General features: G+C 70.4%; 25 protein-coding genes. 10 read left to right on the plus strand and 15 right to left on the minus strand.

Features of this window, described 5'->3' with window-relative positions; genetic code table 11:
* Nucleotides 1-33: 33 nt before the first annotated feature.
* A complete protein-coding gene (locus tag SMD20_RS47440; protein ID WP_329594430.1) occupies nucleotides 34-1,812 on the minus strand; it encodes a PP2C family protein-serine/threonine phosphatase in 1,779 nt (592 codons plus the stop codon).
* 419 nt (nucleotides 1,813-2,231) lie between these two features.
* On the minus strand, nucleotides 2,232-3,191 hold the full coding sequence (locus SMD20_RS47445) for an alpha/beta hydrolase (RefSeq protein WP_329594433.1): 960 nt from the start codon (nucleotides 3,189-3,191) through the stop codon (nucleotides 2,232-2,234).
* A 479-nt stretch (nucleotides 3,192-3,670) separates the two neighbouring features.
* Here SMD20_RS47445 and SMD20_RS47450 point away from each other — a divergent pair, with 479 nt between their 5' ends.
* Complete coding sequence (locus SMD20_RS47450) at nucleotides 3,671-4,663, plus strand: DUF5937 family protein (RefSeq protein WP_329594435.1); 993 nt, start codon at nucleotides 3,671-3,673, stop codon at nucleotides 4,661-4,663.
* 4 nt (nucleotides 4,664-4,667) lie between these two features.
* On the opposite strand, the gene SMD20_RS47455 is transcribed toward SMD20_RS47450, so the two are convergent.
* The gene (locus tag SMD20_RS47455) at nucleotides 4,668-5,060 is read right to left on the minus strand and encodes a RidA family protein (RefSeq protein WP_329594437.1); all 393 of its coding nucleotides are present in this window, start codon (nucleotides 5,058-5,060) and stop codon (nucleotides 4,668-4,670) included.
* Nucleotides 5,061-5,446: 386 nt separating this feature from the next.
* Here SMD20_RS47455 and SMD20_RS47460 point away from each other — a divergent pair, with 386 nt between their 5' ends.
* The 3 genes from SMD20_RS47460 (at nucleotide 5,447) to kstD (ending at nucleotide 8,480) form a co-directional block, all read left to right on the plus strand.
* Nucleotides 5,447-6,466 (plus strand): DUF4331 family protein, encoded by a 1,020-nt coding sequence (locus SMD20_RS47460; RefSeq protein ID WP_329594440.1) that lies wholly within the window; start codon nucleotides 5,447-5,449, stop codon nucleotides 6,464-6,466.
* Nucleotides 6,467-6,491: 25 nt separating this feature from the next.
* A complete protein-coding gene (locus SMD20_RS47465) occupies nucleotides 6,492-6,641 on the plus strand; it encodes a hypothetical protein (RefSeq protein ID WP_329594442.1) in 150 nt (49 codons plus the stop codon).
* A gap of 75 nt (nucleotides 6,642-6,716) precedes the next feature.
* Nucleotides 6,717-8,480, plus strand: a complete 1,764-nt coding sequence (gene kstD / locus SMD20_RS47470; protein WP_329594444.1) for a 3-oxosteroid 1-dehydrogenase — start codon at nucleotides 6,717-6,719, stop codon at nucleotides 8,478-8,480.
* A gap of 42 nt (nucleotides 8,481-8,522) precedes the next feature.
* Here the strand turns inward: kstD and SMD20_RS47475 are convergent, their stop codons facing one another.
* Nucleotides 8,523-8,702: a hypothetical protein gene (locus tag SMD20_RS47475; protein ID WP_329594446.1), complete on the minus strand. Its 180-nt coding sequence runs from the start codon at nucleotides 8,700-8,702 to the stop codon at nucleotides 8,523-8,525.
* Nucleotides 8,703-8,766: 64 nt separating this feature from the next.
* On the minus strand, nucleotides 8,767-10,152 hold the full coding sequence (locus tag SMD20_RS47480) for an MFS transporter (RefSeq protein WP_329594448.1): 1,386 nt from the start codon (nucleotides 10,150-10,152) through the stop codon (nucleotides 8,767-8,769).
* A 105-nt stretch (nucleotides 10,153-10,257) separates the two neighbouring features.
* Here SMD20_RS47480 and SMD20_RS47485 point away from each other — a divergent pair, with 105 nt between their 5' ends.
* From SMD20_RS47485 to SMD20_RS47495, 3 genes are all read left to right on the plus strand, one after another.
* Nucleotides 10,258-10,689, plus strand: a complete 432-nt coding sequence (locus tag SMD20_RS47485) for a MarR family winged helix-turn-helix transcriptional regulator (protein WP_329594450.1) — start codon at nucleotides 10,258-10,260, stop codon at nucleotides 10,687-10,689.
* A 247-nt stretch (nucleotides 10,690-10,936) separates the two neighbouring features.
* Nucleotides 10,937-12,355 (plus strand): FAD-dependent oxidoreductase, encoded by a 1,419-nt coding sequence (locus SMD20_RS47490; protein WP_329594451.1) that lies wholly within the window; start codon nucleotides 10,937-10,939, stop codon nucleotides 12,353-12,355.
* Entirely contained in the window at nucleotides 12,352-13,677 is a 1,326-nt protein-coding gene (locus SMD20_RS47495; protein WP_329594452.1) for an MFS transporter, read from the plus strand. The genes SMD20_RS47490 and SMD20_RS47495 overlap by 4 nt, the downstream gene beginning before the upstream one ends.
* Here the strand turns inward: SMD20_RS47495 and SMD20_RS47500 are convergent.
* The 4 genes from SMD20_RS47500 to SMD20_RS47515 all read right to left on the minus strand — a co-directional run bounded on the left by SMD20_RS47500 (nucleotide 13,643) and on the right by SMD20_RS47515 (nucleotide 16,841).
* Nucleotides 13,643-14,626, minus strand: coding sequence for a sugar-binding transcriptional regulator (locus tag SMD20_RS47500; protein ID WP_329594453.1), 984 nt, complete (start codon nucleotides 14,624-14,626; stop codon nucleotides 13,643-13,645). The genes SMD20_RS47495 and SMD20_RS47500 overlap by 35 nt on opposite strands.
* A 9-nt stretch (nucleotides 14,627-14,635) precedes the next feature.
* Entirely contained in the window at nucleotides 14,636-14,878 is a 243-nt protein-coding gene (locus SMD20_RS47505) for a hypothetical protein (protein ID WP_329594454.1), read from the minus strand.
* A 156-nt stretch (nucleotides 14,879-15,034) separates the two neighbouring features.
* The gene (locus SMD20_RS47510; protein ID WP_329594456.1) at nucleotides 15,035-15,364 is read right to left on the minus strand and encodes an Atu4866 domain-containing protein; all 330 of its coding nucleotides are present in this window, start codon (nucleotides 15,362-15,364) and stop codon (nucleotides 15,035-15,037) included.
* 94 nt (nucleotides 15,365-15,458) lie between these two features.
* The gene (locus SMD20_RS47515; protein ID WP_329594458.1) at nucleotides 15,459-16,841 is read right to left on the minus strand and encodes an amidohydrolase family protein; all 1,383 of its coding nucleotides are present in this window, start codon (nucleotides 16,839-16,841) and stop codon (nucleotides 15,459-15,461) included.
* Nucleotides 16,842-16,985: 144 nt separating this feature from the next.
* Between SMD20_RS47515 and SMD20_RS47520 the strand changes: the two genes are divergently transcribed.
* Nucleotides 16,986-17,828: a helix-turn-helix transcriptional regulator gene (locus SMD20_RS47520; protein ID WP_329594460.1), complete on the plus strand. Its 843-nt coding sequence runs from the start codon at nucleotides 16,986-16,988 to the stop codon at nucleotides 17,826-17,828.
* A 25-nt stretch (nucleotides 17,829-17,853) separates the two neighbouring features.
* Here SMD20_RS47520 and SMD20_RS47525 read toward each other — a convergent pair whose 3' ends face one another.
* The 4 genes from SMD20_RS47525 to SMD20_RS47540 form a co-directional block, all read right to left on the minus strand.
* Nucleotides 17,854-18,039, minus strand: a complete 186-nt coding sequence (locus SMD20_RS47525; RefSeq protein WP_329594462.1) for an alpha/beta fold hydrolase — start codon at nucleotides 18,037-18,039, stop codon at nucleotides 17,854-17,856.
* 17 nt (nucleotides 18,040-18,056) lie between these two features.
* Nucleotides 18,057-18,428, minus strand: a complete 372-nt coding sequence (locus tag SMD20_RS47530) for an alpha/beta fold hydrolase (protein ID WP_329594464.1) — start codon at nucleotides 18,426-18,428, stop codon at nucleotides 18,057-18,059.
* Between the two features lie 97 nt (nucleotides 18,429-18,525).
* Complete coding sequence (locus SMD20_RS47535) at nucleotides 18,526-18,822, minus strand: epoxide hydrolase N-terminal domain-containing protein (RefSeq protein WP_329594466.1); 297 nt, start codon at nucleotides 18,820-18,822, stop codon at nucleotides 18,526-18,528.
* 195 nt (nucleotides 18,823-19,017) lie between these two features.
* Nucleotides 19,018-19,920, minus strand: a complete 903-nt coding sequence (locus SMD20_RS47540) for a helix-turn-helix transcriptional regulator (RefSeq protein ID WP_329594469.1) — start codon at nucleotides 19,918-19,920, stop codon at nucleotides 19,018-19,020.
* 170 nt (nucleotides 19,921-20,090) lie between these two features.
* Between SMD20_RS47540 and SMD20_RS47545 the strand changes: the two genes are divergently transcribed.
* The gene (locus SMD20_RS47545; RefSeq protein ID WP_329594471.1) at nucleotides 20,091-20,930 is read left to right on the plus strand and encodes an SDR family NAD(P)-dependent oxidoreductase; all 840 of its coding nucleotides are present in this window, start codon (nucleotides 20,091-20,093) and stop codon (nucleotides 20,928-20,930) included.
* Nucleotides 20,931-20,966: 36 nt separating this feature from the next.
* On the plus strand, nucleotides 20,967-21,665 hold the full coding sequence (locus SMD20_RS47550) for an SDR family oxidoreductase (RefSeq protein ID WP_329594473.1): 699 nt from the start codon (nucleotides 20,967-20,969) through the stop codon (nucleotides 21,663-21,665).
* Nucleotides 21,666-22,527: 862 nt separating this feature from the next.
* Here the strand turns inward: SMD20_RS47550 and SMD20_RS47555 are convergent.
* Nucleotides 22,528-22,959, minus strand: a complete 432-nt coding sequence (locus SMD20_RS47555) for a hypothetical protein (RefSeq protein WP_329594475.1) — start codon at nucleotides 22,957-22,959, stop codon at nucleotides 22,528-22,530.
* Entirely contained in the window at nucleotides 22,956-23,378 is a 423-nt protein-coding gene (locus tag SMD20_RS47560; protein WP_329594477.1) for a hypothetical protein, read from the minus strand. The genes SMD20_RS47555 and SMD20_RS47560 overlap by 4 nt, the downstream gene beginning before the upstream one ends.
* Between the last annotated feature and the right edge of the window lie 771 nt (nucleotides 23,379-24,149).

A 24,149-nucleotide genomic window follows, 5' to 3' on the forward strand; every position in this document is an offset into this window, starting at 1 on the left:
GCCGACATCGTCCGGCTGAATGTCCACGATCCTTCAGAGCACCCGTGCGGCCAGGATGCAGACGTCGTCGTCCACGTGGCCGCTGCCGAGGCGCTCCAGGATGCAGTCGATCATCGCCTCGGGGTCCTCCTGGTAGCAGTCCTGCGCGGTCGAGAGCAGCATCTGAATGCCCGCGTCGAGATCCCGTCCGCGCTTCTCGACGATCCCGTCGGTGTAGAGCAGGAGCAGGTCGCCGGCCTCCAGCTCGGTGGTGTTCAGCTCGTAGTCGGCTTCGAAGGCGCCGAGCAGCGGCCCCGACGCGCCGTCCAGCAACATGGCGCGGCCGTCCCGCACCAGCATGGGGGCGAGATGCCCGGCATTCGCCCAGACGAAGGTGCGCTTTGTGGCGTCGAAGTGGCCGACGACCATGGTGCCCGTCACGGTGTTGACGTTCTGGGCGAAATCCATGATCACGCTGTTCAGGAAGGTCACGAGCCGGTTCGCCGGTTCGCCGGTGTAGGCCAGCCCGGCCAGACCCGCGCGCAGCTGAAGCATGAGGCCGGCAGCGGCCAGGCCATGGCCCATGGCATCCCCGACCGCCAGCAGCACCTTGTCCTCACCGAGGCGCCGGGCCTTGAAGAAATCGCCGCCCAGCCGGGCGAGTTCCTCGGCCGGCAGATACCGCACTCCGACGGCCAGGCCCGGCAGGTGCATGAGGCGCGGACGGTTCGGCAGGATCGTGGCCTGGAGATGATCGGAGACCCGCTGCTGCTCCAACGCGCGTTCCTCCTGCCGCACCGCCTGGGCCTGAACCCTGGCCATCGACCGCTCCCTACGTCGGCTACGCGTCACGTCCTGGACGAGGAAACGCAGCTTGACCGGCAGGCCCTCGGAATCCAGGAGCGGTTCGGCCACGACGCACAGGTGTCGCGTGCCGTGCCGGTGCCTGATTCTGAACTCCGTCTCGGCCGACTCCCGGCACTCCAGCAGCGTGTCGATCAGATCCTCGACAGCGCCCAGGTCCTCCGGCACCGCCAGGTTGGGCAGGTCCTCCAGGGCGATCGGCTTTTCGCCGGGGTCGAGTCCCAGCATGTCGTACATCTGGGGCGTCCAGATCACCTGCCAGGTGGCAAGGTCCCACTCGCCCCAGCCGAGCTCCGCCAGCCGCTGGGCGCGGGACCAGCCGGAGATCAGCATGTCCTTCTCGTCGAGCACGCACCAGCTCAGCAGCATGCCGTCAACCACCCGGGCGGCGCGCACGGTCATCGTGACCGGCCAGAACCGCTCGCCCGAGATCTCCAGATACTCGATCGCGCGGCGGAAGTACGGCTCACCGCTCTCGTACGCCCTGATGTAGTCCTCCAGCAGCCCCGAAGTGCCGAGGCCCGGGCTGATGGACATCAGCCGTCTGCCGATCATGTTGCACTGCTCGCCAGCCGGCGTCGTGCAGTGGCTGTTGGCGGCCAGGACGCGGAAGCCGACCACCCGCCCGACGGAGTCCCTGACGGGACAGAGCCAGGCGGCGGAGTCGTGAAAGGCTTCGAGCAGGGGATGGACCCAATCGGGGACCTCGGGCAGCGGGCTGTCGTCCGGCGGCGGGGGCTGCACCCCCTGAGCAGCTTCAAGCAGCTCCACCCCGCTGTTCTTCGCCATCTGCTTGAGCCGCTCGGCCGCCTCGCTGGGGCGGATGTCCAGGGTCATCGCCAGGTTGGCGACCGCGGTGTCGAGTACGGCCCTGCGCTGGACGAGCTCGTGCACCCGGGCGAGCTGCTTACGTACCTTCGCCACGGTGGCGGCGCTCTGGAAACAGCTCAGCGGCATGGCGGTGTCCACGCGGTTCCCGTTCCTCCAGGAAAGTATCGGAAACGCCAGGTGAGAAACGGTGACAGCCCTTTGGGGCAATCCTGTGGGAGTCCGTGAGTGTTGCAGGGCTTTGGGGCGGCGCGCCGGTCGCGCAGGGCGGCGGCGCGGCCGTGGTGCACGTACGCGGGAGATCACGGGTGTGGGGGTGGTCCTCGTGAGAGCCGACGATGCGGGCAGCTGACTGTCACCCGGTTCAGGTACAAGCCCACACCCCGGCGATTGGCGCGTCGGCCAGCCGACATGCTGCCGGGGGCGGCCGCAGGAGCTTGGCCGACATCCCGGCCATCCGATGACGCACAGGTCACAGGCGCGAGCCCGCTGCGGCCACCGCGGCTCGACCTGGCGCTTGCGTCCTGTGGGTCGGAGGTCGTGGCGTCAGTGATGCTCTGTCAGAGGTTGTCGAGGAACTCCTGGAGGAGGCGGTTGACGTCGTCGGGACGTTCCTGCTGGATCCAATGGCCGCAGTCCAGGAGATGGCTACCGATCAGATTCGGAAGGGTATGGGGGTAGGCGTCGATGGCGTCGGACAGCCACATGGTGGAGGCGTCCCGCTTGCCGCCGACGAACAGGGACGGCTGCTTGATCGGGGCCCCGGCGTAGGGAGCCAGGTCTTCCCAGTCGCGGTCCATGTTGCGGTACCGGTTGAGCGCTCCGGTGAGGCCGGTCCGCTCGAACTCCGCGGCGTAGAAATCGAGATCCTCCTCCGTCAGCCAGGACGGCAGGGCCCCGGCGGGGAACCGCTCGCGCAAGGTGCCGCCCTCGCGGGTGACGAAATGCGGGTCGGGAGCGCCGGGTCCGCCCATGGTGTCGCCGGACAGAGCGCGGTAGAACCCGGCGAGCCAGCCCTTCACGTCGGGCTCGATCTCGGACTCGGCCCGGCCGGGCTCCTGGAAGTACGAGACGTAGAACTCCTCCTCCCCGCCCATCTGAGCGAACATCTCGCTCGGACGGGGACCGCCCGGCGGCGTGTAGGGCACGCTCAAGATGCCGACCGCACGGAACACTTCTGGCGCGAGCAGCGCGGAGTGCGCGGCGATCGTCGCCCCCCAGTCGTGGCCGATGATCACTGCCGAGGACTCGCCGAGCGCCCGCACGACCGCAACGTTGTCGGCGACCAGGTCGAGCATCCGGTAGGCGGCAGCGTCCCGCGGCTTGGACGAGCGCCCGTATCCCCGCACGTCGAGAGCGACGGCGCGGTAGCCCGCCCGCGCCAGCGCGGGCATCTGCCGTCGCCAGGAGTACCACGACTCGGGGAACCCGTGCACCAGCAGCACCAGCGGCCCGCTGCCCTGCTCCGCCAAGTGAATGCGCCCCGCGCCCGCTTCCAAGATCCGATGCTCGACCGTCATCGTGCCCCCTCCTCGACCTGCACTTCCTGGATCACGCCGACCATAGGTGCGCAGCTTTCCGGGGGCCAACATCCGTTGCCATCTCGGCAAATGCCCGTTGCCCGACTGTGTACGACGGACACCCCGCCGCCGGGGTGCGGCGTGCACAGCGGCTTGGCGTAGAAGCTGTGGAGCTGACGATGAAGCTGAGTCCGCCGGATTCGGCCGAGCGCACGCACAGCAGGGCGACTGCGTCGCTAGGGTCGCTGTGGTATCCGCGCCGTCCGCTGTGCTGGTAGCTGCGGGTGGTGGTGCCGGCCGGGTCGGCGCCGACATCGCGTACGTGCATCAGCGGCGCCCCGTCCGGACCTTGATACGTGCCCGGCGCGCCGGATTGCCTGCCCGGGCGCGCTTGGCACCGCCTTTGGCGGGCTTGGGCCTTCGGCTGCGGCTTGCGCTGAATGTCTCTAGGGGAAGAGGATGCCGCTAACCTCCGGCGTATGCCGCGCCTGGTGTTCTCCGACTCGGACCTCGGTCGTGTCCGATTCGCCATCCTGCCCTTTCAGGAAACGCTGAAAGCGGCGCGTGGCCTCGGGCTGCCGAAACCGCCGCCTGGCCTGGCCGCGTGGCGTCATGCCAGGCGTGCGGTGTTGCCTGCGGTGGCTCGACCGGTGGTGACACTGTGCTCGGCGCACACCCGGCATCTGCCGGACTTTCTGACGCCGCAGCCTGCTACTGACTCGATGTCATTCGAGGACGAACTCCACGCGGCGCTTGACGACCCATCCGTGCCGGTGCAACAGGACATGGCCGCGTTCGCCGGCGTACTGGAGACCGTTCCAGTGGTCGTCGACACGCTGCTGCACCGGCCCGACCGCGCTCGGCGAACGTTGAGGCACGCTTTCACGGCGTTCCATCAAGCGGTGCTGGCCGCCGATTGGCCACGGCTGCACGCCCAGTTGGCGGCGGATGTGGCCTATCGTGCACGGCTCGCGGCGCAGCATGGTCTGGACGCCATGCTCGCCACTTTGTGCCCTCCACATGTGCGTTGGGAGTATCCGCATCTGGGATTCGACGGGCCGGGCGCGCCCGATTTCGCCCTCGGCGGCCGCGGGCTGGTTCTGGTGCCGAGCATGTTCCTGACCGATGGTGTGCACCGGCAGCTCAACGACCGGCAGCAGCCGATGCTCTTCTATCCGGCGCGCACGGCCGGGGCGTTCTGGCGTGACAACGGTGGGCACAACTGGCCGGATGGGCGTTTGGCCGGGGCAATCGGTGAGCGCCGGGCGGCGGTATTACGGGCTCTTGCCGATCGCCCCGGCTGCGGCACCACGGACCTTGCCACGGCGTTGGGCGTCACGCCGGCAACCGCCTCGACACATGTGGCGAATCTGCGGCGTGCCGGGCTGGTCGTCACCACCCGGGCGGCACGAACGGCCCGGCACGAGCTGACTCCGCTGGGCCGGCACCTGCTGGACGCGCACATCGGGTAATCGGTCACTCGACGGCGATCGCCTCGATTTCCAGCAGCCATTCTTCGGAATAGATGTCGGTGATGATGACGGTGAGAGCGGGACGGTGGTCTCCGAGAATCTCTTGGCGGATGCGGCTGTTGGCTTCCCGGTACATGCGGTCGGAGAGGTACGTCGTGACCTTGGCGAGGTTTCGTACGCCCATGCCGGCCTCGGCCAGTACGGCGAAGACGTTGTGCCACGTCAAGCGGCACTGGGAGTCGAAGTCTTCGGGAACTGCGCCCTGCCTGGCCCAGGGGACCTGGCCGCTGACGAACACAGTGCGGCGGACACCAGCCACCAAGGTGCCATGCGTGTAGTTGCCCGTCGCGTCCGGGAGCGTCGTGGGATTGATCGGCTGTGTCAGGGACGTTTCCATGGCGGCGACGATAGGTACGCGGCCACACGGGTCACAAATACTTCGATGATTCATCAAATCGTTCTCAGTGCCGGCTGCCCCCGGTCAGCCGCGCAGCCGGGGGCCGACCTCCGGCGGGTGAGCGCCTCCTTCAGGAGAACCGCGTAGCGGGCGCTGCGGCGTTCCGGTCGGCGTCGATCCAGTGCCGAAGGAGTCGCGCAGATCGCGCAGGTCCGTACCGCAGCGCGGTGGCCCACGCCACCGATTGCCGCAGCCCGTGCGAGCCGAGCGACTCGCCGCCCGTCAACACCTCTCCTTCATTTCGGTGGAAGGGGCTTAACCTGCAGAAACAGGATCAGGCGTAGATCGTGACCACGCCGGAGGAGCGAGCAAGGAAAGGGCCTGACATGTCCAACCACTTCACCGGCCTCAGCCTCGGGCCACCGCTCGGGGACCAGCGTCTCGATCTGTGCGACCTGTACGCCTTCACGGCACCCGGGGATCCAAGCAGGACCGTTCTCATTCTCAACGCCAATCCCAACGCCGACGCGCTGCACCCCGACGCCATCTACCGGCTGAACATCGACAGCGACGGCGACTACCTGACCGACGTCGCCTTCAGCTGGGTCTTCAGCCCGCCGGCGTCCGACGGCTCGCAGACCTACAGCGTGTTCATGGCGACCGGCGCGGAGGCCCGCAAACCGGAGGCGGCCGGCACCAAGATCGTGTCGGACGCCGCCGTCTCCTTCGGCCCTCAGGCCGACGTGGTCAGCAGCGGCGACTACAAGGTGGCCGCCGGCAGCCGCAGTGATGCCTTCTTCTTCGACTTCGACGGCATCAAGAACCTGTTCGACACCAGCGGCAAGCGGAACTTCACCGCACCGCACCTGGGCGGGAAGTCCCCCTGGACCGGCGTCGACTCCAACCTCACGGCCAACGTCTTCTCCATGGCCATCGAACTGCCGACCGCAGAGCTGGCACCCGAGCCCGAGCTGCACATCTGGGGCCGGTGCAGCGTCCTGCGCGACGGCGAGCTCGTCCACGCCGACCGGGCCGGACACCCGTCCATGAGCAGCTTCTTCAACACCGACGACACCAAAGAGGACTACAACGCCAGCGAGCCGGTCAACGACCGCGACAAGTGGACGGATCAGTTCGTTCACCTGCTGGGCCACACCGGTGGCTACTCGCACGAGGAGGCCATCGCCGCGATCGACGAGCACGGCCTGCTGCCGGACGTGCTGCGCTTCGACCCGTCCAAACCGGCGGCCTACCCCAATGGCCGGACCTTCGCCGAAGACGTCATCAACATCCGCGTCGCGTTCCTCACCAAGAACGAGGCCCCGCCCACCGGCCTGCAGCCGCACACCGACACCCTGGACCGATTCCCCTACCTGGGCGACCCGCACCCGGCAGCCGCCTCCTGACGGATCCCAGAGGAAGACGCGGCTCGTGGGGTTCGTCGAGACCACCACGATCAACTGGCTGCGCGGGCCCACCATCGGCCGGGAGACCCTCCTCGACCTGCAAGAGCGGGCGTTCGATGCCCTCATCCAGGCCACGCGAGCGACAGCGGGCGCGCCGGTGTCCCAGGGACGTTGACAGGCTAACCAACCAAGCGCATGCTCGTTTTCGTGGGTGAGCCGACCGGCCCGCCCCTGTCCGAAGGGATCACCGATGCGACCTGCCTTACCGGCCTCCGACGACCTCACCCCTCGTGGACGCAGCCGCCGTTCCCTGCTCATCGCGGGCGGGATCATGGTCACCGGCGCGGCCCTCGGCCAGGACCCGGCCTACGCCGACGCCGACTACGACGTGGTGGTGATCGGCTCGGGAGCCGCCGGCATGACCGCGGCCCTGACCGCCGCCAAGCGCGGGCTGAGCACCGTCGTGCTGGAGAAGGCGCCGACGTTCGGCGGGTCGGCGGCCCGGTCGGGGGCGGGCATCTGGATCCCGTGCAACGAGGTGATCCTCGCCGCCGGCGTGCCGGACACCCCGGCCAAGGCCGCCGCCTACCTCGCCCGTGTGGTGGGCGACACCGTCCCGGCGGCGCGGCAGCAGGCGTTCCTCGCCGCGGGACCGGAGATGATCTCGTTCGTGATGCGCAACAGCCCGCTGCGCTTCCGGTTCATGGACGGTTACTCCGACTACTATCCGGAGTTCCCCGGCGGCATGCCGGGCGGGCGTTCGATCGAGCCCGACCAGTTCGACGGCAACCTCCTCGGGCCGGAGCTGGCCCGGCTCAACCCGCCGTACATCCCGACCCCGGCGGGCATGGTCGTCTTCAGCGCCGACTACAAGTGGCTGACGCTCGCCCTGGTCAACCCGCAAGGGGCGGCGGTGTCGGCCGCGTGCCTGCTGCGCGGCACGCAGGCCGCGCTGCGCGGCGAGAAGCCGCTCACCATGGGCCAGGCGCTGGCCGGGGGACTGCGGGCCGGGCTGCTGGCGGCAGGGGTGCCCGTGTGGCTGAACACCCCGCTGCTCGATCTGCACGTCGAGAACGGCCGCGTCGCGGGCGTGGTCACCTCGGCCGGGCTGGTCAGGGCCAGGCGCGGGGTGATCGTCGGGTCGGGCGGGTTCGAGCACAGCGCCGCCATGCGCGCCGAGTTCCAGCGCCAGCCCATCGGGACGAGCTGGACCGTCGGCGCCAAGGAGAACACCGGCGACGGCATCGAGGCCGGTGAGCGGGCCGGGGCGGCCCTGGACCTGATGGACGACGCCTGGTGGGGGCCGGTGATCCCGCTGCCCGACGAGCCGTACTTCTGCCTGGCCGAACGTACGCTGCCGGGCTGCGTCATCGTCAACGGCAGTGGCCGCCGCTTCGTCAACGAGGCCGCCCCCTACAGCGACGTCGTGCACGTCATGTACGACCGCAACAGCCCGTCCGACCCGCACATCCCCGCCTGGTTGATCGTCGACCAGCAGTACCGCAACAAGTACCTGTTCAAGGACCTCGCCCCGCTGCTGCCCTTCCCCGACTCCTGGTACGACAGCGGCGCCCTGTTCAGGGCCCCGACGATCGAGCAGCTCGCCCGGAAGATCGGCGTGCCCGAGGCGGCCCTGCGCGCCACGGTCACCCGCTTCAACGGGTTCGCCCTGGCCGGACGGGACCCCGACTTCCACCGCGGCGACAGCGCCTACGACCACTACTACGCCGACCCGTACGTGCGGCCCAACCCGTGCCTGGCGCCGCTCTGGCTGCCGCCCTTCTACGCCTTCAAGATCGTCCCCGGTGATCTGGGCACGAAGGGCGGCCTGCGCACCGACGCCCGCGCCCGCGTCCTGCGGGCGGACGGCTCGGTGATCCCCGGCCTGTACGCGGCCGGCAACGCCAGCGGCGCGGTCATGGGCCACAGCTACGCCGGCTCCGGCTCGACGATCGGCCCGGCCATGACGTTCGGCTACATCGCCGCCAACGACCTCGCCGGGACGCGGCCGTAAGCTCCCCGCCGTGACGGTATGGACCCGGATCGTGGCCATGAGTCAGGTGTCGACGGCTTGTCCTGCGGCGCGGGCGCGGTAGGTGTCCTCGATGGTGGCGCCGCTGTGCAGGCCCCAGCTGACGATCCGGGCCGGGCGCAGCAGGATCAGCGGCCGGTCGCCGTTGATCGCCTCGGCGTCGCCGCGGATCTCCACGCCGCGCGGCCGCCACGGCGGCAGCACGTCGTCGATGACCAGCGCGGCGCGGCCGTCGCGCGCGACGTCGCGGAACGTTCGCTGAAGATGCTCATGCCGTCACCGTCCGCAGGGCGCGCACGGCGTACGGTGAGACCGCGACCCCGACCACCGCCACCCCTCCCGCCAGCCAGAACAGCGCGGTGAAGGCCGAGTCGGGCACGGCCCCGGCGCGCCCGCCGCTGCCGGAGGCGATCACGGCGGCGGCGAGCTGGCTGCCGACGACGCCGCCGACGGTGCGGGCGATGTTGTTGAGCCCGTTCGCGGTGCCGGTCCTGGCCGGCGGCACGATGTCGGCGATCAGCTTCGGCAGCGCCCCCATGACGAGCCCGGACCCGGCGCCGACCATCCCGTAGAACACCAGGTGATGCCAGTACGCGCCGTGCGACACGGCGATCAGTGCCGATCCCGCGGCCATCGCCAGGAACCCGATCGCCAGCGGCCAGCGGGAGCCGATCGCCTGCGAGATCCGGCCGACCGCCATGCCCGCTGGGATGATGGCCAGCATGCCGGGCAGCATCAGCAGGCCGGCGACCGTGACCGAGGCGCCGAAGCCGGCGCCGTCAGGGCCGGGCCGTTGCTGGGCGAACAGCGGGATCGCCACGTAGAAGAAGTACGATCCCGCGCCGAACACCATCGCGGCCAGATGCGTGGCCAGCATCGGCCGGTCGGCCAGCTCCGCGACGTCGATGAGGGCGTCACTCCTGCGCCGCTCCAGGGCCGGCAGCCCGGCGGCGAGCAGCACCCCGAGCGCGAACAGGCCGAGAACCGGCGCCGAGTACCACCCCCACGAGGGGCCCTGGGTGAGGGCGAGCAGCACCGCGACGAGGCTGAGGCCGAGCAGCACGGAGCCGGGCACGTCGAGGCCGCCGGAGGCGGCGCGCTCGCCGCGGGGCACCCATCGCGCGACCGCGCCGAGGCTGATCAGCGCCAGCAGCGCACCGAGGACGAACAGGTAGCGCCACGACAGCCGGTCGGCGAGCAGCCCGCCGACCACCAGCCCGGCTCCGGCCCCCGCGCCGACGATGCCGGACACCAGGCCCATCGCGGACGCCAGCCGTTCTCGGGGCAGGGCCTCGCGCAGGATCGCCATCGACAGCGGCACCACCGCCAGCGCCGCGCCCTGCACGACCCGGGCGGCGATGAGCTGGGCGATGTCCTGGGCGAGCGCGGCTCCGGCCATGCCGGCGGCGTACGCGGCGAGCACGCCGACCATGACGCGGCGCTTGCCGTACAGGTCGCCGAGCCGTCCGAGCAGTGGCGTGAGCACCGCGCTGGACAGCAGGAACGCGCTGAGGATCCAGGCTGACCAGGCCGGTGTCGTGTGCAGCTCGCGGGTGAGCAGGCCGAGCGCGGGCACCACGACCGTCTGCATCAGGGAGTAGCCGAAGACCGTGGTGACGAGTGCCGTCACGATCTGCCGGGGGGACGCGGGCATGGTCTCACCTCCAAACTTGATTCGTAGCACGAACAGTTCGTAGTGCGAACAACATAGTTTGTGATACGAACTATGCGCAACTACACTCGGCGGCAGGAGGTGCGGATGAAGAGCGCGACAGGCGCCGAGCTGGGCTTCGCCGCAGCGCTGGTGCGGACGTCGCACCTGGTGCAGCACGTCTTCGCCGACGTCAGCCGCGAGCGCGACGTCACCCCGCAGCAGGCACAACTGCTGTGCGTGCTGACGAGCGGCGACGGGATCGGGATGACGGACCTCAGCAGGCTCCTGCACCTGGAGAAGCCGAGCTTGACCGGGCTGGTGGATCGGGCGGAGCGGCGCGGGTTGGTCCGCCGCGTGCGTGACGGCGCCGACCGGCGCGCGTGCCGGGTCGAGCTGACGCCCGAGGGGGAGGTCCTCGCCGTACGGGTGCACGGGGAGATCGTCAGCAGGCTGGAGGAACTGGCCGCGGACCTGCCGGGCGAGGACCTGCTGCGGGTCGCCGGCACCTTGACCACCCTGCTCGCGCAGACCCGCTAGACGGCGACTACGCGCGTCCCACGCTGTGTAGCGTGACCGGCCCATCGAAGCGAGTGGGCCGACCAGGCGCTGCCCCGACTGCTGCGACGGCGGGAGCTGGCCCGGCCCCGGGTTCTCCTCTCTTGCCGCCCGTACCGGCAAAAGGTGCGAAACGTGCATCGTGCACGTTCGTGCAGGTCTGTTGACCATCCGTTCACAGGCACGTCACAGTGGCGCAACACCCCAGCACTGACTGAAGGAGTGCCCTGTGACCACCCTCCGCTATACGCGCGACATCCCGATCAGTGATGCCACCGACGTGCTCGTCGTGGGCGGCGGCCCCGCCGGGATCGCCGCGGCCGTCGCCGCCGCGCGCGCCGGCGCCTCCGTACGGCTCGTCGAGCGCTTCGGCTTCCTCGGCGGCAACCTGACCGCCGGGCTCGTCGGCCCGTGCATGACGTCGTTCTCCCTGGACGGCGGCACGCAACTGGTCCGCGGGATCTTCGACGAGTTCGTCCGCAGGATGGAGGACGCCGGCGGCGCGGTCCACCCCTCGCGGACGAAGTCCGGGAGCGAGTACTCCGGGTTCATGGTGTTCGGGCACGAGGCGGTCACGCCGTTCGACCCCGAGGCGGCCAAGCAGGCCGCGATGGAGATGTGCCTGGAGGCCGGGGTCGAGCTGCTGCTGCACAGCTTCGTCGCCGACACCGCCGTGGCCGACGGCCGGGTCACCGGCGTCGTCGTCGCGAACAAGAGCGGCCTGGCGCTCCTGCCCGCCACCGTCACCGTCGACTGCTCGGGCGACGGCGACGTGGCCGCCCGCGGCGGCGCCGCCTTCGAGTACGGCCGCGCGGCCGACGGCGAGGTGCAGCCGATGACGGTGTTCTTCCGGGTCTCGAACGTTGACGACGCCAAGGTACGGGCCTACCAGGACGCCCACCCCGACGAGCTGTTCCCCTACCAGGGCATCGTCGAGCGGGCCCGGCGTGAGGGCCGGTTCCCGATCCCGCGCCGCGGCGTCCAGCTGTTCAAGACGCTGGAGCCCGGCGTCTGGCGGATCAACACGACGCGGGTGCTCGGCATGAACGGCACCGACGCCGGCGACCTGACCCGCGCCGAGGTGCTCGGCCGGCGGCAGGTGAGCCGGCTCATGACCTTCTTCCACGAGAACCTGCCGGGCCTTGAGGAGGCCAAGCTGCTCGACACCGCCGCCACCGTCGGGGTGCGCGAGAGCCGGCGTATCGTCGGCGAATACGTCCTGACCTTGGAGGATCTCATCGACGGCAGACACTTCGACGACGTGATCGCGGTGGCCGGCTACCCCGTCGACATCCACAGCCCGGTCAGCGGCGACGGGCCGTTCGAGGACGGCATCCCGCCCACCGCCAACATCTACGAGATCCCGTTCCGCAGCCTGGTCCCGGCGGAGCTCGACGGCGTGCTCGTGGCCGGCCGCTGCGTCTCGGCGACGCACGAGGCGCTGGCCGCCGTACGGGTGATGCCGCCGTCGTTCGCGATGGGCGAGGCCGCCGGGCTCGGCGCGGCGATGGCCGTCGCCGCCGGCACCGCGCCGCGGCTCGTGGACGTGCCCGAGCTCCAGCGGCGGCTGCTGGACCAGGGCGCCTACCTCGGCCCGCAGGCCGAGCGCCTCGCCGTCGCGGGCGACCGGTCAGGAGCGGCCCGATGATCCGCCGCGTGGTCTCCGCGAGCACGATCGGGACCGCGCTGGAATGGTACGACTTCATGTTGTACGGCACCGCGGCCGCGCTCGTCTTCGGCAATGTGTTCTTCCCCAAGGGCGACCCGCTCGCGGCGACGCTGGCCTCGCTCGGCACGTTCGCGGTCGGCTTCTTCGCCCGCCCGGTCGGCGGCCTGCTGTTCGGCCACCTCGGCGACCGGTACGGCCGCAGGTTCGTGCTGGTCCTGACGCTGACCGTGATGGCGATCTCCTCGACGGCGATCGGCCTGATCCCCAGCTACCAGTCGATCGGCGTCGCCGCCCCGGTGCTGCTGGTCGTGCTCCGCGTGGCCCAGGGGCTCGGGGCCGGCGCCGAGTACGCGGGCGGCGCGCTGATGGCCGCCGAGCACGCTCCTCCGGGCCGTCGCGGGCTGTTCGCCGCCATCCCGCCCACGGGCAACGCGCTCGGCGTCATCCTCGCCACCCTGGTGTTCACCCCGTTCACCTGGCTGGCGCAGGACGCGTTCCTGAGCTGGGGGTGGCGGGTGCCGTTCCTGCTCAGCATCCTGATCCTGCCGATCGGCCTCTACATCAGGTCGCGGGTCGACGAGACGCCGGCGTTCACCGAGTCGGTCGAGGCGGGTGAGCGCAGCGCGGCGCCCGTCGTCGCGGTCCTGCGGGAGGCTCCGGGGTCGCTGCTGAAGGGTTTCCTGGTCAGCATCGGGCCGAACGTCGCGACGTACATCCCGAGCGTCTACGCCCTCTCCTACGTGACCGGGAACGTCGGGCTGGCGGCGGCGGTCGCCACCGGCGGCCTGCTCGTGGCCAACACCGTCAAGCTCGTCACGCTGCCCCTGTCCGGCGCGTTGTCCGACCGTTTCGGCCGCAGACCGGTGTTCATCGCCGGGGCCACGCTGTGCGCCGCCGCGGCGTTCCCGTTCTTCTGGCTGCTCGACACCGGGAACCCGATGCTGGTGTGGCTGGCCATGGTCCTCGTGCTGACGTTCGCGAACGACCTGATGCTGGGGTCGCAGGCGTCCATGTTGCCGGAGCAGTTCCCGACCAGGATGCGCTTCACGGGCGTGGCGGCCAGCCGGGAACTGGCCGCGGCGGCGGCGGGCGGCACGCTGCCGTTCATCGCGGCCTTCCTGACCGCGCGCACTGAGGGCACCTGGGCGATCTCGTCGCTGATGGTGGTGATGTGCGCCATCGCGATCGTCGGCGCGCTGGGCGTCAAGGACGGCCGCGACGTCCCCCTCGGCGGGGACGCCGAGGGCGGCGAGGCGTCGTCCGCGCTCACGGATGGCGCTCCAGCAGAACGTGCGCGGTGATCTCGTCGATGACGAGGTCGGTGACGTAACCGCCGGTGAGGGCCGCGTGCAGGGCGTCGATCTTGTGGTCACCCGACACCGCGCAGATCCGGTGTTTCACCTGCCGGAGCTGGTCGAGGTCGGGTCCACTCGTCCGGGCGTTGAAGCTGACGCCCTCGTGCGATCCGTCCAGGCGGTAGAACGAGGTGGCGATGTCGCCCACGGCGCCGTCCTGCCTGAGTGAGGCGAAGTCGGCCTCGTCGAGGAAGTAGCCGCTCAGGTAGGGGCTGCTGGGCACGCCGTCCGTCACGGTGCCGACGCTGAACAGCACGGCGTCGGCGCTCTGCTGCAGCTCGACGACCCGCCGCACGCTCCGCTCCGCCAGCAGCAGCTCCTTGGTACGCGGCGAGTCGAAGAACAGCGGCAACGGGAACTGCTGGACGTACGCGCCGAACGCCGCCCCGAACGCGGTCAGCACGGCGCCCGCGTAGTGCATGCCCGTCGTGCGGGCGTTGCCGAGGCCGTTGAGCTGGACGATCTGGCAGTTGGCGGTCTGCTTGGGGACCAGGCAGCGGCTGATCGCGTTGACCATCGTGCCCCACGACAGGCCGATGATCATGTCGGAGTCGAACACCGACGTGAGCAGCCGTGCCGTGTAGACGGCGCAACGTTCCAGCCGCTCGACCGTCGAGGCTGTGGCGGGCACCGGCACCACGTGCGCGTGCACACCGTAGCGGCCGGCGAGATCCGCCTCGCTGCTCGTGGAGCGCGAGCGCGGCGGCATCACGCGGATCTCGACCAGGCCCACGTCCCGCGCGTACGCGAGCAGCCGGGACACCGTCGACCGTGAGACGCCGAGCTCCCGGGCGATCGTGTCCATGGTGACACCGTGCAGGTAGTACTTCCGGGCCGCCCACAGGGCGTCCTCCACCCTGTGGCCGGCGGCCGGGCGCTCGCCTTCGACGGACATACGGCCTTCCTACCGCCGAGGGCCGCGGATCAGCAAGCGTCCGACCAGGCGAGAGAGCCCCGCCGGTGACGCCGACGGCCAGGGCCGGCGAACCACCCCGGCTGCCCCGTCCATGTGGTCGATCTGCTCGCGGATCCAGGCGGTGCGCTCGTAGCGCAGGTGATGCCAGGGCCGGCCCTGCCCGGTGACGGCGAGGTCGCCGAGCCGGTCGCCGGTGAGCATGCGCATGACGTGGTCCAGACAGATCCGCAAGCCGCGACGAGAATCGGCACTGCCCAGGCGCCCCAGGTACAGCAGATGCGGGTCGCGGGCGCGTCTCCCGCAGGGGCCTTCCGGCGACATCGATGATCATCAGCTGGGCGCCTTCGCGGGCGCCGGTGACGGGGCGTGCTGAGCCGGCGATCTCGGTCATGACGGCCGCTCTTGCCGGTACAGCACGAGGTGCTCGTGGTAGAGCACGCCGTCTCGCACGTCGCCGGTGGCGGTGAAGCCCAGGTCGTCGTGGTAGTCGAGGTGGGTGCCCGTGACGGTGTAGCGGCCGGTGTAGGCGCGCTTGCGACCATCGCGTTCCTCCTCGTAGCGGCCGTTGGCGAGGAGTTCCTGGCGGATCCGTCCGTCGGCGGTGACCCACATGCCGACGTACGGGTGAGGGGCGCGCTCCGCGCGGCCACTGCCCGGAGCGGCGCAGGCGAGCAGCGTGGCGAACAGTCCGAGGAGGTGCAGGGGAGTTCTGAGCATGGAAGGTCTCCGTTGGATGGACAGGTGATGGCCAGGCCGATTTCGCTGGTCGCTGGTCGCTGGTCGCTGGTCGCGCCGGCGACGGTGCGGCCGGTCAGAGCCGGCGGCCGGCGTGCCCGGCGGCACGCAGGACGCGGTCGCGGGAAGCACTCACGTCCTCGCGCAGCGCGGCCAGATCGACGTCCAGGACGGTGCCGGCCCACTTGCGGACCTGCCCGGCGATGAAGACGGCGTCGATATCGCGGGCGTCGCAGCCCAGGACGAGGGTGCCGACGGGGTCGTTGAGCGGCATGTTGTTGAGGTCTTCTGCGTGTACGACGAGCACGTCGGCCTGCTTGCCCGGGGTCAGCGAGCCGGTGACGTCGCTCAGGCCGATGCTCCTGGCGCCCTGCAGGGTGGCGAAGTCCAGGACGTCGTGCACGCCGATCCGGGCGGGCTGCTCGCCGGTGCCGTAGGCGGCGTTGACGGCGCGCATGCGCTGGACGGTGTGCAGGGCGCGCATCTGCGTGAACATGTCGCTGGCCAGGGCGACTTCGACGTCGATGCTCAGCCCTGGCCGGACGCCGGCGGCGAGCGCCTCGTCGATGGCGGGGATCGCGCTTTCCAGGCCGATCTGGGCGTCGGAGGTGGGGGCGAGCGCGACGCCTGCGCCCGCCTCGGCCATCGCCTGCCAGGCCTGCGGGGTCAGGCCGGTGCAGTGGATGAGGGAGACGTCCGGGCCGAGCAGGCCCTGCTCGGCCCAGCCGAGGATGGCTTCGGAGGAGGTCGGGCCGAAGACGGCGTCGATGCTGACGCCGATGCCGAGATCGCGGGCGGTGCGGGCGAGGTGCTCGCCGTAGGCGAGGTCGGGGCCGGCGACCTCGCCCGTGGCCAGGGCGGCCAGGCGCAGGGTGAGCAGGGAGTTGCCGGCGAAGTGGGCTTGGTGCAGGCGGGTCAGGTCCGCGGGCCACTGGCCGTCCCAGTCGCCGAAGTGGGGGCGCATCGAGGCGTGCACGCCGCGGATGCCGGTGTCGGCCAGCGCCCGGATGGCGGCGTCGGAGTGGGCGGCGGTGCGGGAGTTGTGGGAGAAGTCGAGCATGGTGGTGATGCCGCTGTCGATGGCGGTCAGGGCGGCCAGGCGGGTGCCGATGTACATGTCCTGCGGCTGGTAGGCGGGGGCGATGCCGGCCAGGGTGGAGGTGACGTACTCGCCGAGGTCGTTGACGTCCGGCATGATGCGGCGCAGTTGCGCCTCCCAGGCGTGGCGATGGGTGTCGACGAAGCCGGGGGCCAGGACGGCGCCGGTGACGTCGATGACCAGCGCGTCGCCGGTCGGCAGGTTCACCCCGACGGCGGCGATCCGCTCGCCGTCGATGAGCAGGTCGGCGTGGGGCAGGACGCCCAGCTCCGGGTCCATGGTGACGACGGCTGCTGCTCCGGTGAGCAGGACGCGGCGGCCGGTGACGGCGCTGCGCAGCTGGTCCAGGATGGCGTTCAAGGGGCTTCCTCCGCGGGTGAGGGGTCGGTGGCGGGTGCGGTGATTCATCGAGTCTGCGCAGGTCAGAGGGCATCAACCAGGACGTGTGCTGCCTGGGTGCGGCGCACCCAGGCAGCACACGTGGCCGCCGGATAGCGTGGTCGCATGGGTAGCAACCACCTGGGCGAATTCCTGCGCGCCCGCCGCGCCGCCCTGCGGCCGGAGGACGTCGGCATGGCGAGCTACGGGGCCCGCAGAGTCGCCGGGCTGCGCCGTGAGGAGGTCGCCGTCCTGGCCGGGGTGAACGCCGACTACTACACCCGCCTGGAACAAGGGCGCGAGCGCAACCCCTCAGGTCAGGTGCTCGACGCCCTCGGCCGCGCGTTGCGCCTCGACGCCGACGCCCGGGCGCACCTGTACCGGCTGGCCGGGACCACCCCGGACGACCGGCCCTTCAGGCAGGCCCCTGAGCGGGTCAGCCCGGCGCTGCGCCAGTTGATGGACGGCTACCCGCACACTCCGGCGTTCGTGATGAACCGGACCCTGGACATCCTGGCCACCAACGCCCTGGCCGATGCCCTCTACAGCCCCTTCGAGCCGGCGGACAACCTGGCCCGCATGACCTTCCTCAACCCCGCCGGCCGGCGCTTCTACACCGACTGGGACCGGGCGGCCCAGGCCACCGTCGCCAACCTGCGCCAGGCGGCCGGCTTCGACCCGGACGACCCGCGCCTGGCCGAGCTCGTCCGCGAGCTCGCCGGGCGGAGCGCGGACTTCGCCCGCCTTTGGAACGCCCACACCGTACGGGGCAAGACCCAGGACGCCAAGCAGTTCCTGCACCCCGACGTCGGCCCGCTCACGCTCACCTACCAAGCCTTCGACGTACGCGACGCCCCCGGCCAGCAGCTCGTGATCTACCACGCCGAGCCGGGCAGCGACAGCGCCCAGGCCCTCGGCCTCCTCGGCTCCATCCACGCCACCCGGCGTCAGAGCGAACCGCGCAGGTAGAGGGCCGGCTCGCCCCGTCCGGCGTTCACCGGTAGGCGTGGAAGAACTCGGTGATGTCGCGAGCCAGCAGCTCGGGCTCCTCGTGCGCGGCGAAGTGCCCGCCGCGGGGCATGCGGGTGTAGCGGGTGAGGTTGTAGGTGCGCTCGGCCCAGCTCCTGGGCGGCCGGCTCAGGTCGGCGGGAAACAGGGCCAGGGCCGTGGGCACGTCCACCCGCCGCACCCGCCGGGTCAGGTGGTGCGCGTACTCGTAGTAGGGCCGGAACGACGTCGAGATGGTGCCCGTGAACCAGTAGAGGGACGCCTGGGTGTGGCCAGCAGACCAGCGGGCGAGTCGGCCAGGGCGGGGGCGAGGGTGAGGGGGCGGGTGTTCTGCTGGTGCAGGTAGCCGCCCTCCTCGGCCTGCCAGGCGACGGCGGAGGCGAGGTAGGTCTGCTCCTCGGAGGTGAGCCCGGCGGGGTCGTAGCCGGCCGGGGCCGCGGCGGCGAGCAGGTGGATGCCGACGACGGCTTCGGGGTGGGCCTCGGCCAGCCGTGAGGTGATGCCGGCGCCCAGGTCTCCGCCATGTGCCGCGTAGCGCCGGAAGCCGAGTTCGTCGTGCATCAGCCGGTGCCACAGGTCGTGGGTCTGCTCGGCTGCGGCTTCGGTATCGGCGTCCCCTCGCTGCCCGGCTTCGCCTTCTCGCCGCGGCGGCCCACGCTCACGAGCTGGGCCAGCCGTGGGTGAGCACGATGGGCAGCGCGCCGGGGTGTTCGCCGTCGTAGCGGAGGTAGTGCACGGGCGTGCCGTCGAGGTCGGCGAAGTGGGAGGGCAGGGCGTTGATGGCGGCCTCGTGGGCCCGCCAGTCGTAGCCGCCCGCCCAGTAGGTGACCAGGCGGCGCAGCTCCGCGGCGTCGGTGCCGGCCTGCCAGCCGCCGACCGGCCAGGGCTCGGCCCATCGGGTGGCCCGCAGCCGGGCGCGCAGATCGCGCACGTCGGCGTCACTGACAGTGATCACAGGTGTGCCGATCGGCATGGCGTTTCGGTGGACAGCGCGTGCATGACCATTCCTTCCAGAAGGGCGTCCAGGCGTGCGGCGGTCTGCGGTCCGGTGAAGCGGGCCAGTACGGCGCGGCTGGCCCACCGCCAGGTCCGGCCCTCTCCGCTCACCGGCCTCCTCGCACCCCAGCGTCGGCGAGGGTGAGGGTCGCCGTCATCTCGGACGGCCCTCCGCTCTGCGCAGAGGGATGCGGTTGTCAGCGGCCGGCTCATTCCACTGGGCGAGCAGGTGCAGCGCGGTCTCGGACGGACTGCCGGGCTCGGCGTCATAGATGAAGAGCGTCTGCTCGGGGTCGTCGGCTGGAGTGAGGGCCTGGTAGGTGATGGTGAGGTCGCCGACCAGGGGATGGTGGTAGTCCTTGTAGCCCGTGGTGCGCTGGTGGACCTTGTTGTCGGACCAGCAGCGGCGGAATTCCTCGCTGCGGATGGACAGGTCGCCGATCAGAATGCTGAGAGCGGGGTCGTCGGGGTGCCGGCCGGCGTCGCGGCGGAGCATGGCGGCCGTGTCGGCGGCGACGGCGGGCCAATTCTTGTACAGCTCGCGGGCGTGCGGGTCGAGGAAGACGAAACGCGCCTGGTTGCGTTCGGCCGCGGGCAGCGCCCGGAAGTCGGTGATCAGGCGTCCGGCCAGCCTGTTGTGAGCCAGTACGTCGAGGCGGCGGCCCAGGACGAAGGCGGGCCGGCGCGCCGCCTCCAAGGTGTCCAGCAGCCGCCAGGTGGCGGGGTGGACCCGTTGCGGGCGGGGGCGCCGTCTGCGCTGGGCGGGCTGGGGGCGGGCCAGGGTGTGCAGGTGCTCGCGTTCGGCGTCGTCCAGGTGGAGGGCGGTGGCCAGCGCGTCGAGCACCTCGGGCGAGGCGCTGCGGCTGCGGCCCTGCTCCAGGCGGGTGTAGTAGTCCACGCTCACCCCGGCCAGCCGGGCCAGTTCCTCGCGCCGAAGTCCGGACACGCGGCGCCGTCCCAGGAGCGGCTCGTCGAGCCCGGCCTCGTGCGGGCTGAGGCGGGCCCGGGCCGAGCGCAGGAACTCCGCCAGCGGGGTGCTGGTGTGGTCACGGTCCATACCACCCAGTGTCGCGTCTTCCCGCAGTGCGCCGCCCTGTGAGGGTGGCCCAGTTCGTCCCCCGATGGCTTGGGCACCTTTGCCGCCCGTTTTCGCTGCTCAAGGCTGGTTCAGTGGAGATCGGGCCGCTGATCCGGCCCTGTCACTCATCCGTACGAGGGAGCTTTCACATGTCCACGTGGTTCATCACCGGCGCTTCCCGGGGCCTCGGCCTGGAGATCGCCCGCGCCGCCGTCGCGGGCGGCCACACCGTGGTGGCGGCGGCCCGTAATCCGGACGCCCTGCCCGAAGACCTCCAGCGGTCCGGCCGGGTGCTCGGTGTCCGCCTCGACGTCACCCGCGGCGAGGAGATCACGCACGCCGTCGAGGCGGCCGCCGGGCGCTTCGGCACCATCGACATCCTGGTCAACAACGCGGGCCGGGGCCTGCTCGGCGCGCTGGAGGAGATCACCGACGCTGAGGCGCGCGCCCTGTTCGATCTCAATGTGTTCGGCCTGATCAATCTCACCCGCGCCGTGCTGCCGGGCATGCGCGCCGCGGGCCACGGCAAGATCGTCAACATCGGGTCGCGGTCCGGATTCGAGGGCGAGCCAGGGGTGAGCATGTACGCCGCCACCAAGTTCGCCGTCGCCGGCATCAGCGAGGCGCTGGCGGCGGAGCTGGAGCCGTTCGGGATCCAGTGCATGGTCGTCGAGCCCGGCGTCTTCCGCACCGACTTCCTCGACGCCAGCTCCCTGTCCACCGCCGCGCACCGCATCGACGCCTACGACGGCACCCCCGCCCACATCACCCTGGACTGGGCCGGCACCGCCAACCACACCCAGCTCGGCGACCCGGTCAAGGGCGCCGCGCTGATCTACGAGGTCACCCGCCAGGACAAGCTGCCGGGGCACCTGTACCTCGGGCCCGACACCCTCGACCGCCTGCAGGCCAAGCTGGACCGGATCGAGCAGGACGCGGCCCCCTGGCGAGACAAATCCGCCGCCACCGCATACGACGACGCGGCCTGACCCCGGGCCCCGCCCTCATCCTTGGAAGGATCTGTCATGACCGCTGCCCTGCTCACCGGAGCGCCGCTGGCCGGCCGCGTGGCCGTCGTCACGGGCGCCTCCAGCGGCATCGGCGCCGCCACCGCCCTGCGCCTGGCCGAGCTCGGCGCGAACGTCGCGGTGCTGGCCCGGCGTAAGGACCGGCTCGACGAGCTGACCGCCTCCATCGGCGCCGCCGGCGGCACCGCGATCGCCCTCCCCGTCGACGTCACCGGCCGGCAATCCGTCAACGACACGGCGGACCAGGTCGCCGAACGGCTCGGCACCGCCGACCTCGTCGTCAACAACGCCGGCGTCCAGCTCATCTCACCGATCATCGACCTGCGCCAGGACGACTGGCAACACCAGATCGACCTGAACATCACCGGCGTCATGAACGTCCTCGGCGCCTTCCTGCCTCACCTGACCACCGCCGCCGAAGCCGGCCGGCCCGCGGACCTGATCACCACTTCCTCGATCGCGGCCACCCGGATCCTGGAGAAGTTCTCCGTCTACTCCGGCACCAAGGCCTACATCAGCCACCTCACCCGGCTGCTGCGCGTCGAACTCGGCCCCAGGAACATCCGGGTGGCCACGATCGAGCCCGGCATGGTCGACACCGAGCTGCCCAGCCACGTCACCGACCCCGACGCCAGCGCCCTGATGGAGGCACTGCTCACCGAGATCACCATCCTGCCCACCGCGCAGGCTGTCTGATCGGGCATGCGCGCCCGGTGCAGGCCGCAGTGCCCGCACCGGGCGCCGGCTCCGCAAGCCCGATGAGCCGGCCTGGGAGGAAGACAGCCTGTGAACATGTGATCCTCTCGATCACCCGGCCCTGCCGAGGCATGGCGAGTGGTCCCGGCCGCGGCGGCTCACCTGCTCGGCGGCAAGGGCTTGGCGGACGGGTTCTCGCCGGCGGTGCACAGGTGGTCGGCGTAGAGACCGGGGCAGATCGCGTCACCCTGTCCCTCGTAGGGCGAGCCAGGCGGTGGGCAGACCACTCAGGACGTCGGCGGCTCAGGGATGAGGGCAAGGACGCCACTGCCCCTCCGCCGTCAGTGGGGCCGTTTCGGCGGCGGCGCAGCTTGCGTGCGCGGCCGCCGCGTAGGCCGGGAGCTGCAGCATGGTGGGTCACGGCAGGGGCGTGATCACATATCGGCGGTCAAACGGCCTCCCAACTGGGCGCGTGCCCGTTGATATTGGAGGCGACCGCATAAAGTCCGCCCGCTTCGCGCCGTGACCAGCCGTCGCTCACCAGCCGCTGCAACCGGGAGCGCATCCCCTCCACGTGTGAGCGGGTATCCGGCTTGCCGATGGCCTACGCGATCTCCCGCGCCCGCATGGGCTCTTCGGCTGTGGCCAGAAACGCCACCACCTGCCGCCGGAAGCCCGTAGGGGCGGCAGGTGGTGGCGGCTCGTCAGCGAGATCGCTACGGGCCTCTCGTTCACGGGTGACAACCCCGGAAATGACCACCCCCGACGATCACCGGGGTTGTGTTTGTCATTCAGGCCTCGGGGCGCCTCTCAACCACCCGGTCGCGGCATGCCGGCCGAGAGCGCTTCGCCCCTGAGTGCATCAGGTTCGGATATTGCCGGTCGTAAGCGTGAAGTTCACGCCTCCGGCGCCTTTGATTGTCATCTTTCCATAAAAATAGTCGGTGGTCGAATAGTCCGGATGGGTCACCGCATGGCTGAACGACTGGGGTCTAGACAGATCTGGAGTTTTCTTCTCGCTGTGCATTACCTCTACGCCGTTGAGGTACAGCGACAGAATGATCTGCCCTGGATAGAAGTATGACGTCGCATCGCAGCCCCAGCCGCCATATACCTCGACGCTTCCGGGAGTTGTCTGGTCGGAAACGGCGAGCACGGCATCGCAGTTTCGGTAGAAGTTTTCTCTGCCCGCCGTGGAGCTCGCCGCCGATGCCGGAGTGGCACTGAAGAGCATCATGGCAAGCGCGACGCCGATCATAACGCTCGGCCGGCGAATGCTTGATTTCAGCATCATGAGTAGATGGTTCCCGTCCTAACGGTGCCGCCCTGAGACATTGTCGATGAAATGATCATCTTCGCGTACCACGCTTGAGTGCCGCTGGTGTTGGCGACCGAGGTCTCGACATGTCCGGTTGTGCCCAGGGGCCAGTTCGCCACCTTGTCGGCGACCTTTTGGCTTCCCTTGAAGATTTGAATCCTTAGAACGCCACCCCATTTCTGTGGGTTGGAGCAGGAGTAGCCACCCCACGCCTCTATCCGACCGGGTGATCCGATGAGGTCGTCGGATATGGCGACTACGGCATCGCAATTGCCGACCCAGTTTTCCAGGTCGCCGGTCGAAGTCTGAGCGATCGCCGATGACTGCGTCGCGAGCATGAATGCGACTGCTGCGGCTAGCACGCCGGCGCCCGTCGAGAATCGTTTCAGCAGCAATGTAGCCCCTTTCGTAAGGCTAGTTGTAGACCCGGCCTTGGCGGGTGCCGAAAGCGTAGGTCTGCATGGGACATTTCGTAAAGCGACAAGATTGACGGGAATGGATGGTGGTGTCGGCGGTTCAGGGAAGCTGTAGCGCGTGCTCAGGCCTACGAATCTGGAAGGTGAGCGCGGCGCTGCCTCTGGGGCACCGTGCGATAGCTCTGGAGATGACGGATCTTTCCGGTCGCCGGACACGTAGACGATCAGCTCGTGGTGGCGTGACCGTTGTAGACCGGCGGGAAATTGTCCAGCAACGCTCCGCGCGATGGACAATCATCGCGGCGTTCTGGACAACTCGACGTTCCAGGTGGAGCGGTGCGTGGCCCGTCAGTCCGTCATGGCGGCGAGCTGCTTGCCCAACTGATGGAACAGGGCAGGGATCGGCGCATCCGCTCGCCGAAGCCGACCGCTGGACGCTGGAGCAGGCCATCGCCGACGCCCCGGCCGACGTGGAAGCGTTACCTCGGCCGCCGCGTCACGCCAGAGACCTGCACCACACGGGCCTGCTGCCGCACCCGCTGGGGTGGCGGCTCACCCATGACCCCCTGGTCGAGAACGATTCGGCGCCTGGTGTGGCTGCAGGCCGCCCACAGTTCAGAGGTCCGCGACCTGGTCTCGCAGCTGCGGCCGGGGCATGGCCTGACTGTCAAAGCACTGTCGGTGGAGGGGCAGTCCGTCACCTACGCCGACGACTGCGAGGAGTCGACCGGGGCGCCCGGCCAGGTGGGG

The sequence above is a fragment of the Nonomuraea sp. LP-02 genome, assembly GCF_036289125.1.
GTDB lineage: Bacteria > Actinomycetota > Actinomycetes > Streptosporangiales > Streptosporangiaceae > Nonomuraea > Nonomuraea bangladeshensis.

Bases quoted from the DNA above. Each gene is read 5' to 3' on its own strand.
- SMD20_RS47445 (WP_329594433.1), bottom strand. From the start codon at position 3,191: ATGACGGTCGAGCATCGGATCTTGGAAGCGGGCGCGGGGCGCATTCAC.
- SMD20_RS47450 (WP_329594435.1), top strand. From the start codon at position 3,671: ATGCCGCGCCTGGTGTTCTCCGACTCGGACCTCGGTCGTGTCCGATTC.
- SMD20_RS47455 (WP_329594437.1), bottom strand. From the start codon at position 5,060: ATGGAAACGTCCCTGACACAGCCGATCAATCCCACGACGCTCCCGGAC.
- SMD20_RS47460 (WP_329594440.1), top strand. From the start codon at position 5,447: ATGTCCAACCACTTCACCGGCCTCAGCCTCGGGCCACCGCTCGGGGAC.
- kstD (WP_329594444.1), top strand. From the start codon at position 6,717: ATGCGACCTGCCTTACCGGCCTCCGACGACCTCACCCCTCGTGGACGC.
- SMD20_RS47480 (WP_329594448.1), bottom strand. From the start codon at position 10,152: ATGCCCGCGTCCCCCCGGCAGATCGTGACGGCACTCGTCACCACGGTC.
- SMD20_RS47485 (WP_329594450.1), top strand. From the start codon at position 10,258: ATGAAGAGCGCGACAGGCGCCGAGCTGGGCTTCGCCGCAGCGCTGGTG.
- SMD20_RS47495 (WP_329594452.1), top strand. From the start codon at position 12,352: ATGATCCGCCGCGTGGTCTCCGCGAGCACGATCGGGACCGCGCTGGAA.
- SMD20_RS47500 (WP_329594453.1), bottom strand. From the start codon at position 14,626: ATGTCCGTCGAAGGCGAGCGCCCGGCCGCCGGCCACAGGGTGGAGGAC.
- SMD20_RS47510 (WP_329594456.1), bottom strand. From the start codon at position 15,364: ATGCTCAGAACTCCCCTGCACCTCCTCGGACTGTTCGCCACGCTGCTC.
- SMD20_RS47520 (WP_329594460.1), top strand. From the start codon at position 16,986: ATGGGTAGCAACCACCTGGGCGAATTCCTGCGCGCCCGCCGCGCCGCC.
- SMD20_RS47530 (WP_329594464.1), bottom strand. From the start codon at position 18,428: ATGCACGACGAACTCGGCTTCCGGCGCTACGCGGCACATGGCGGAGAC.
- SMD20_RS47540 (WP_329594469.1), bottom strand. From the start codon at position 19,920: ATGGACCGTGACCACACCAGCACCCCGCTGGCGGAGTTCCTGCGCTCG.
- SMD20_RS47545 (WP_329594471.1), top strand. From the start codon at position 20,091: ATGTCCACGTGGTTCATCACCGGCGCTTCCCGGGGCCTCGGCCTGGAG.
- SMD20_RS47550 (WP_329594473.1), top strand. From the start codon at position 20,967: ATGACCGCTGCCCTGCTCACCGGAGCGCCGCTGGCCGGCCGCGTGGCC.
- SMD20_RS47555 (WP_329594475.1), bottom strand. From the start codon at position 22,959: ATGATGCTGAAATCAAGCATTCGCCGGCCGAGCGTTATGATCGGCGTC.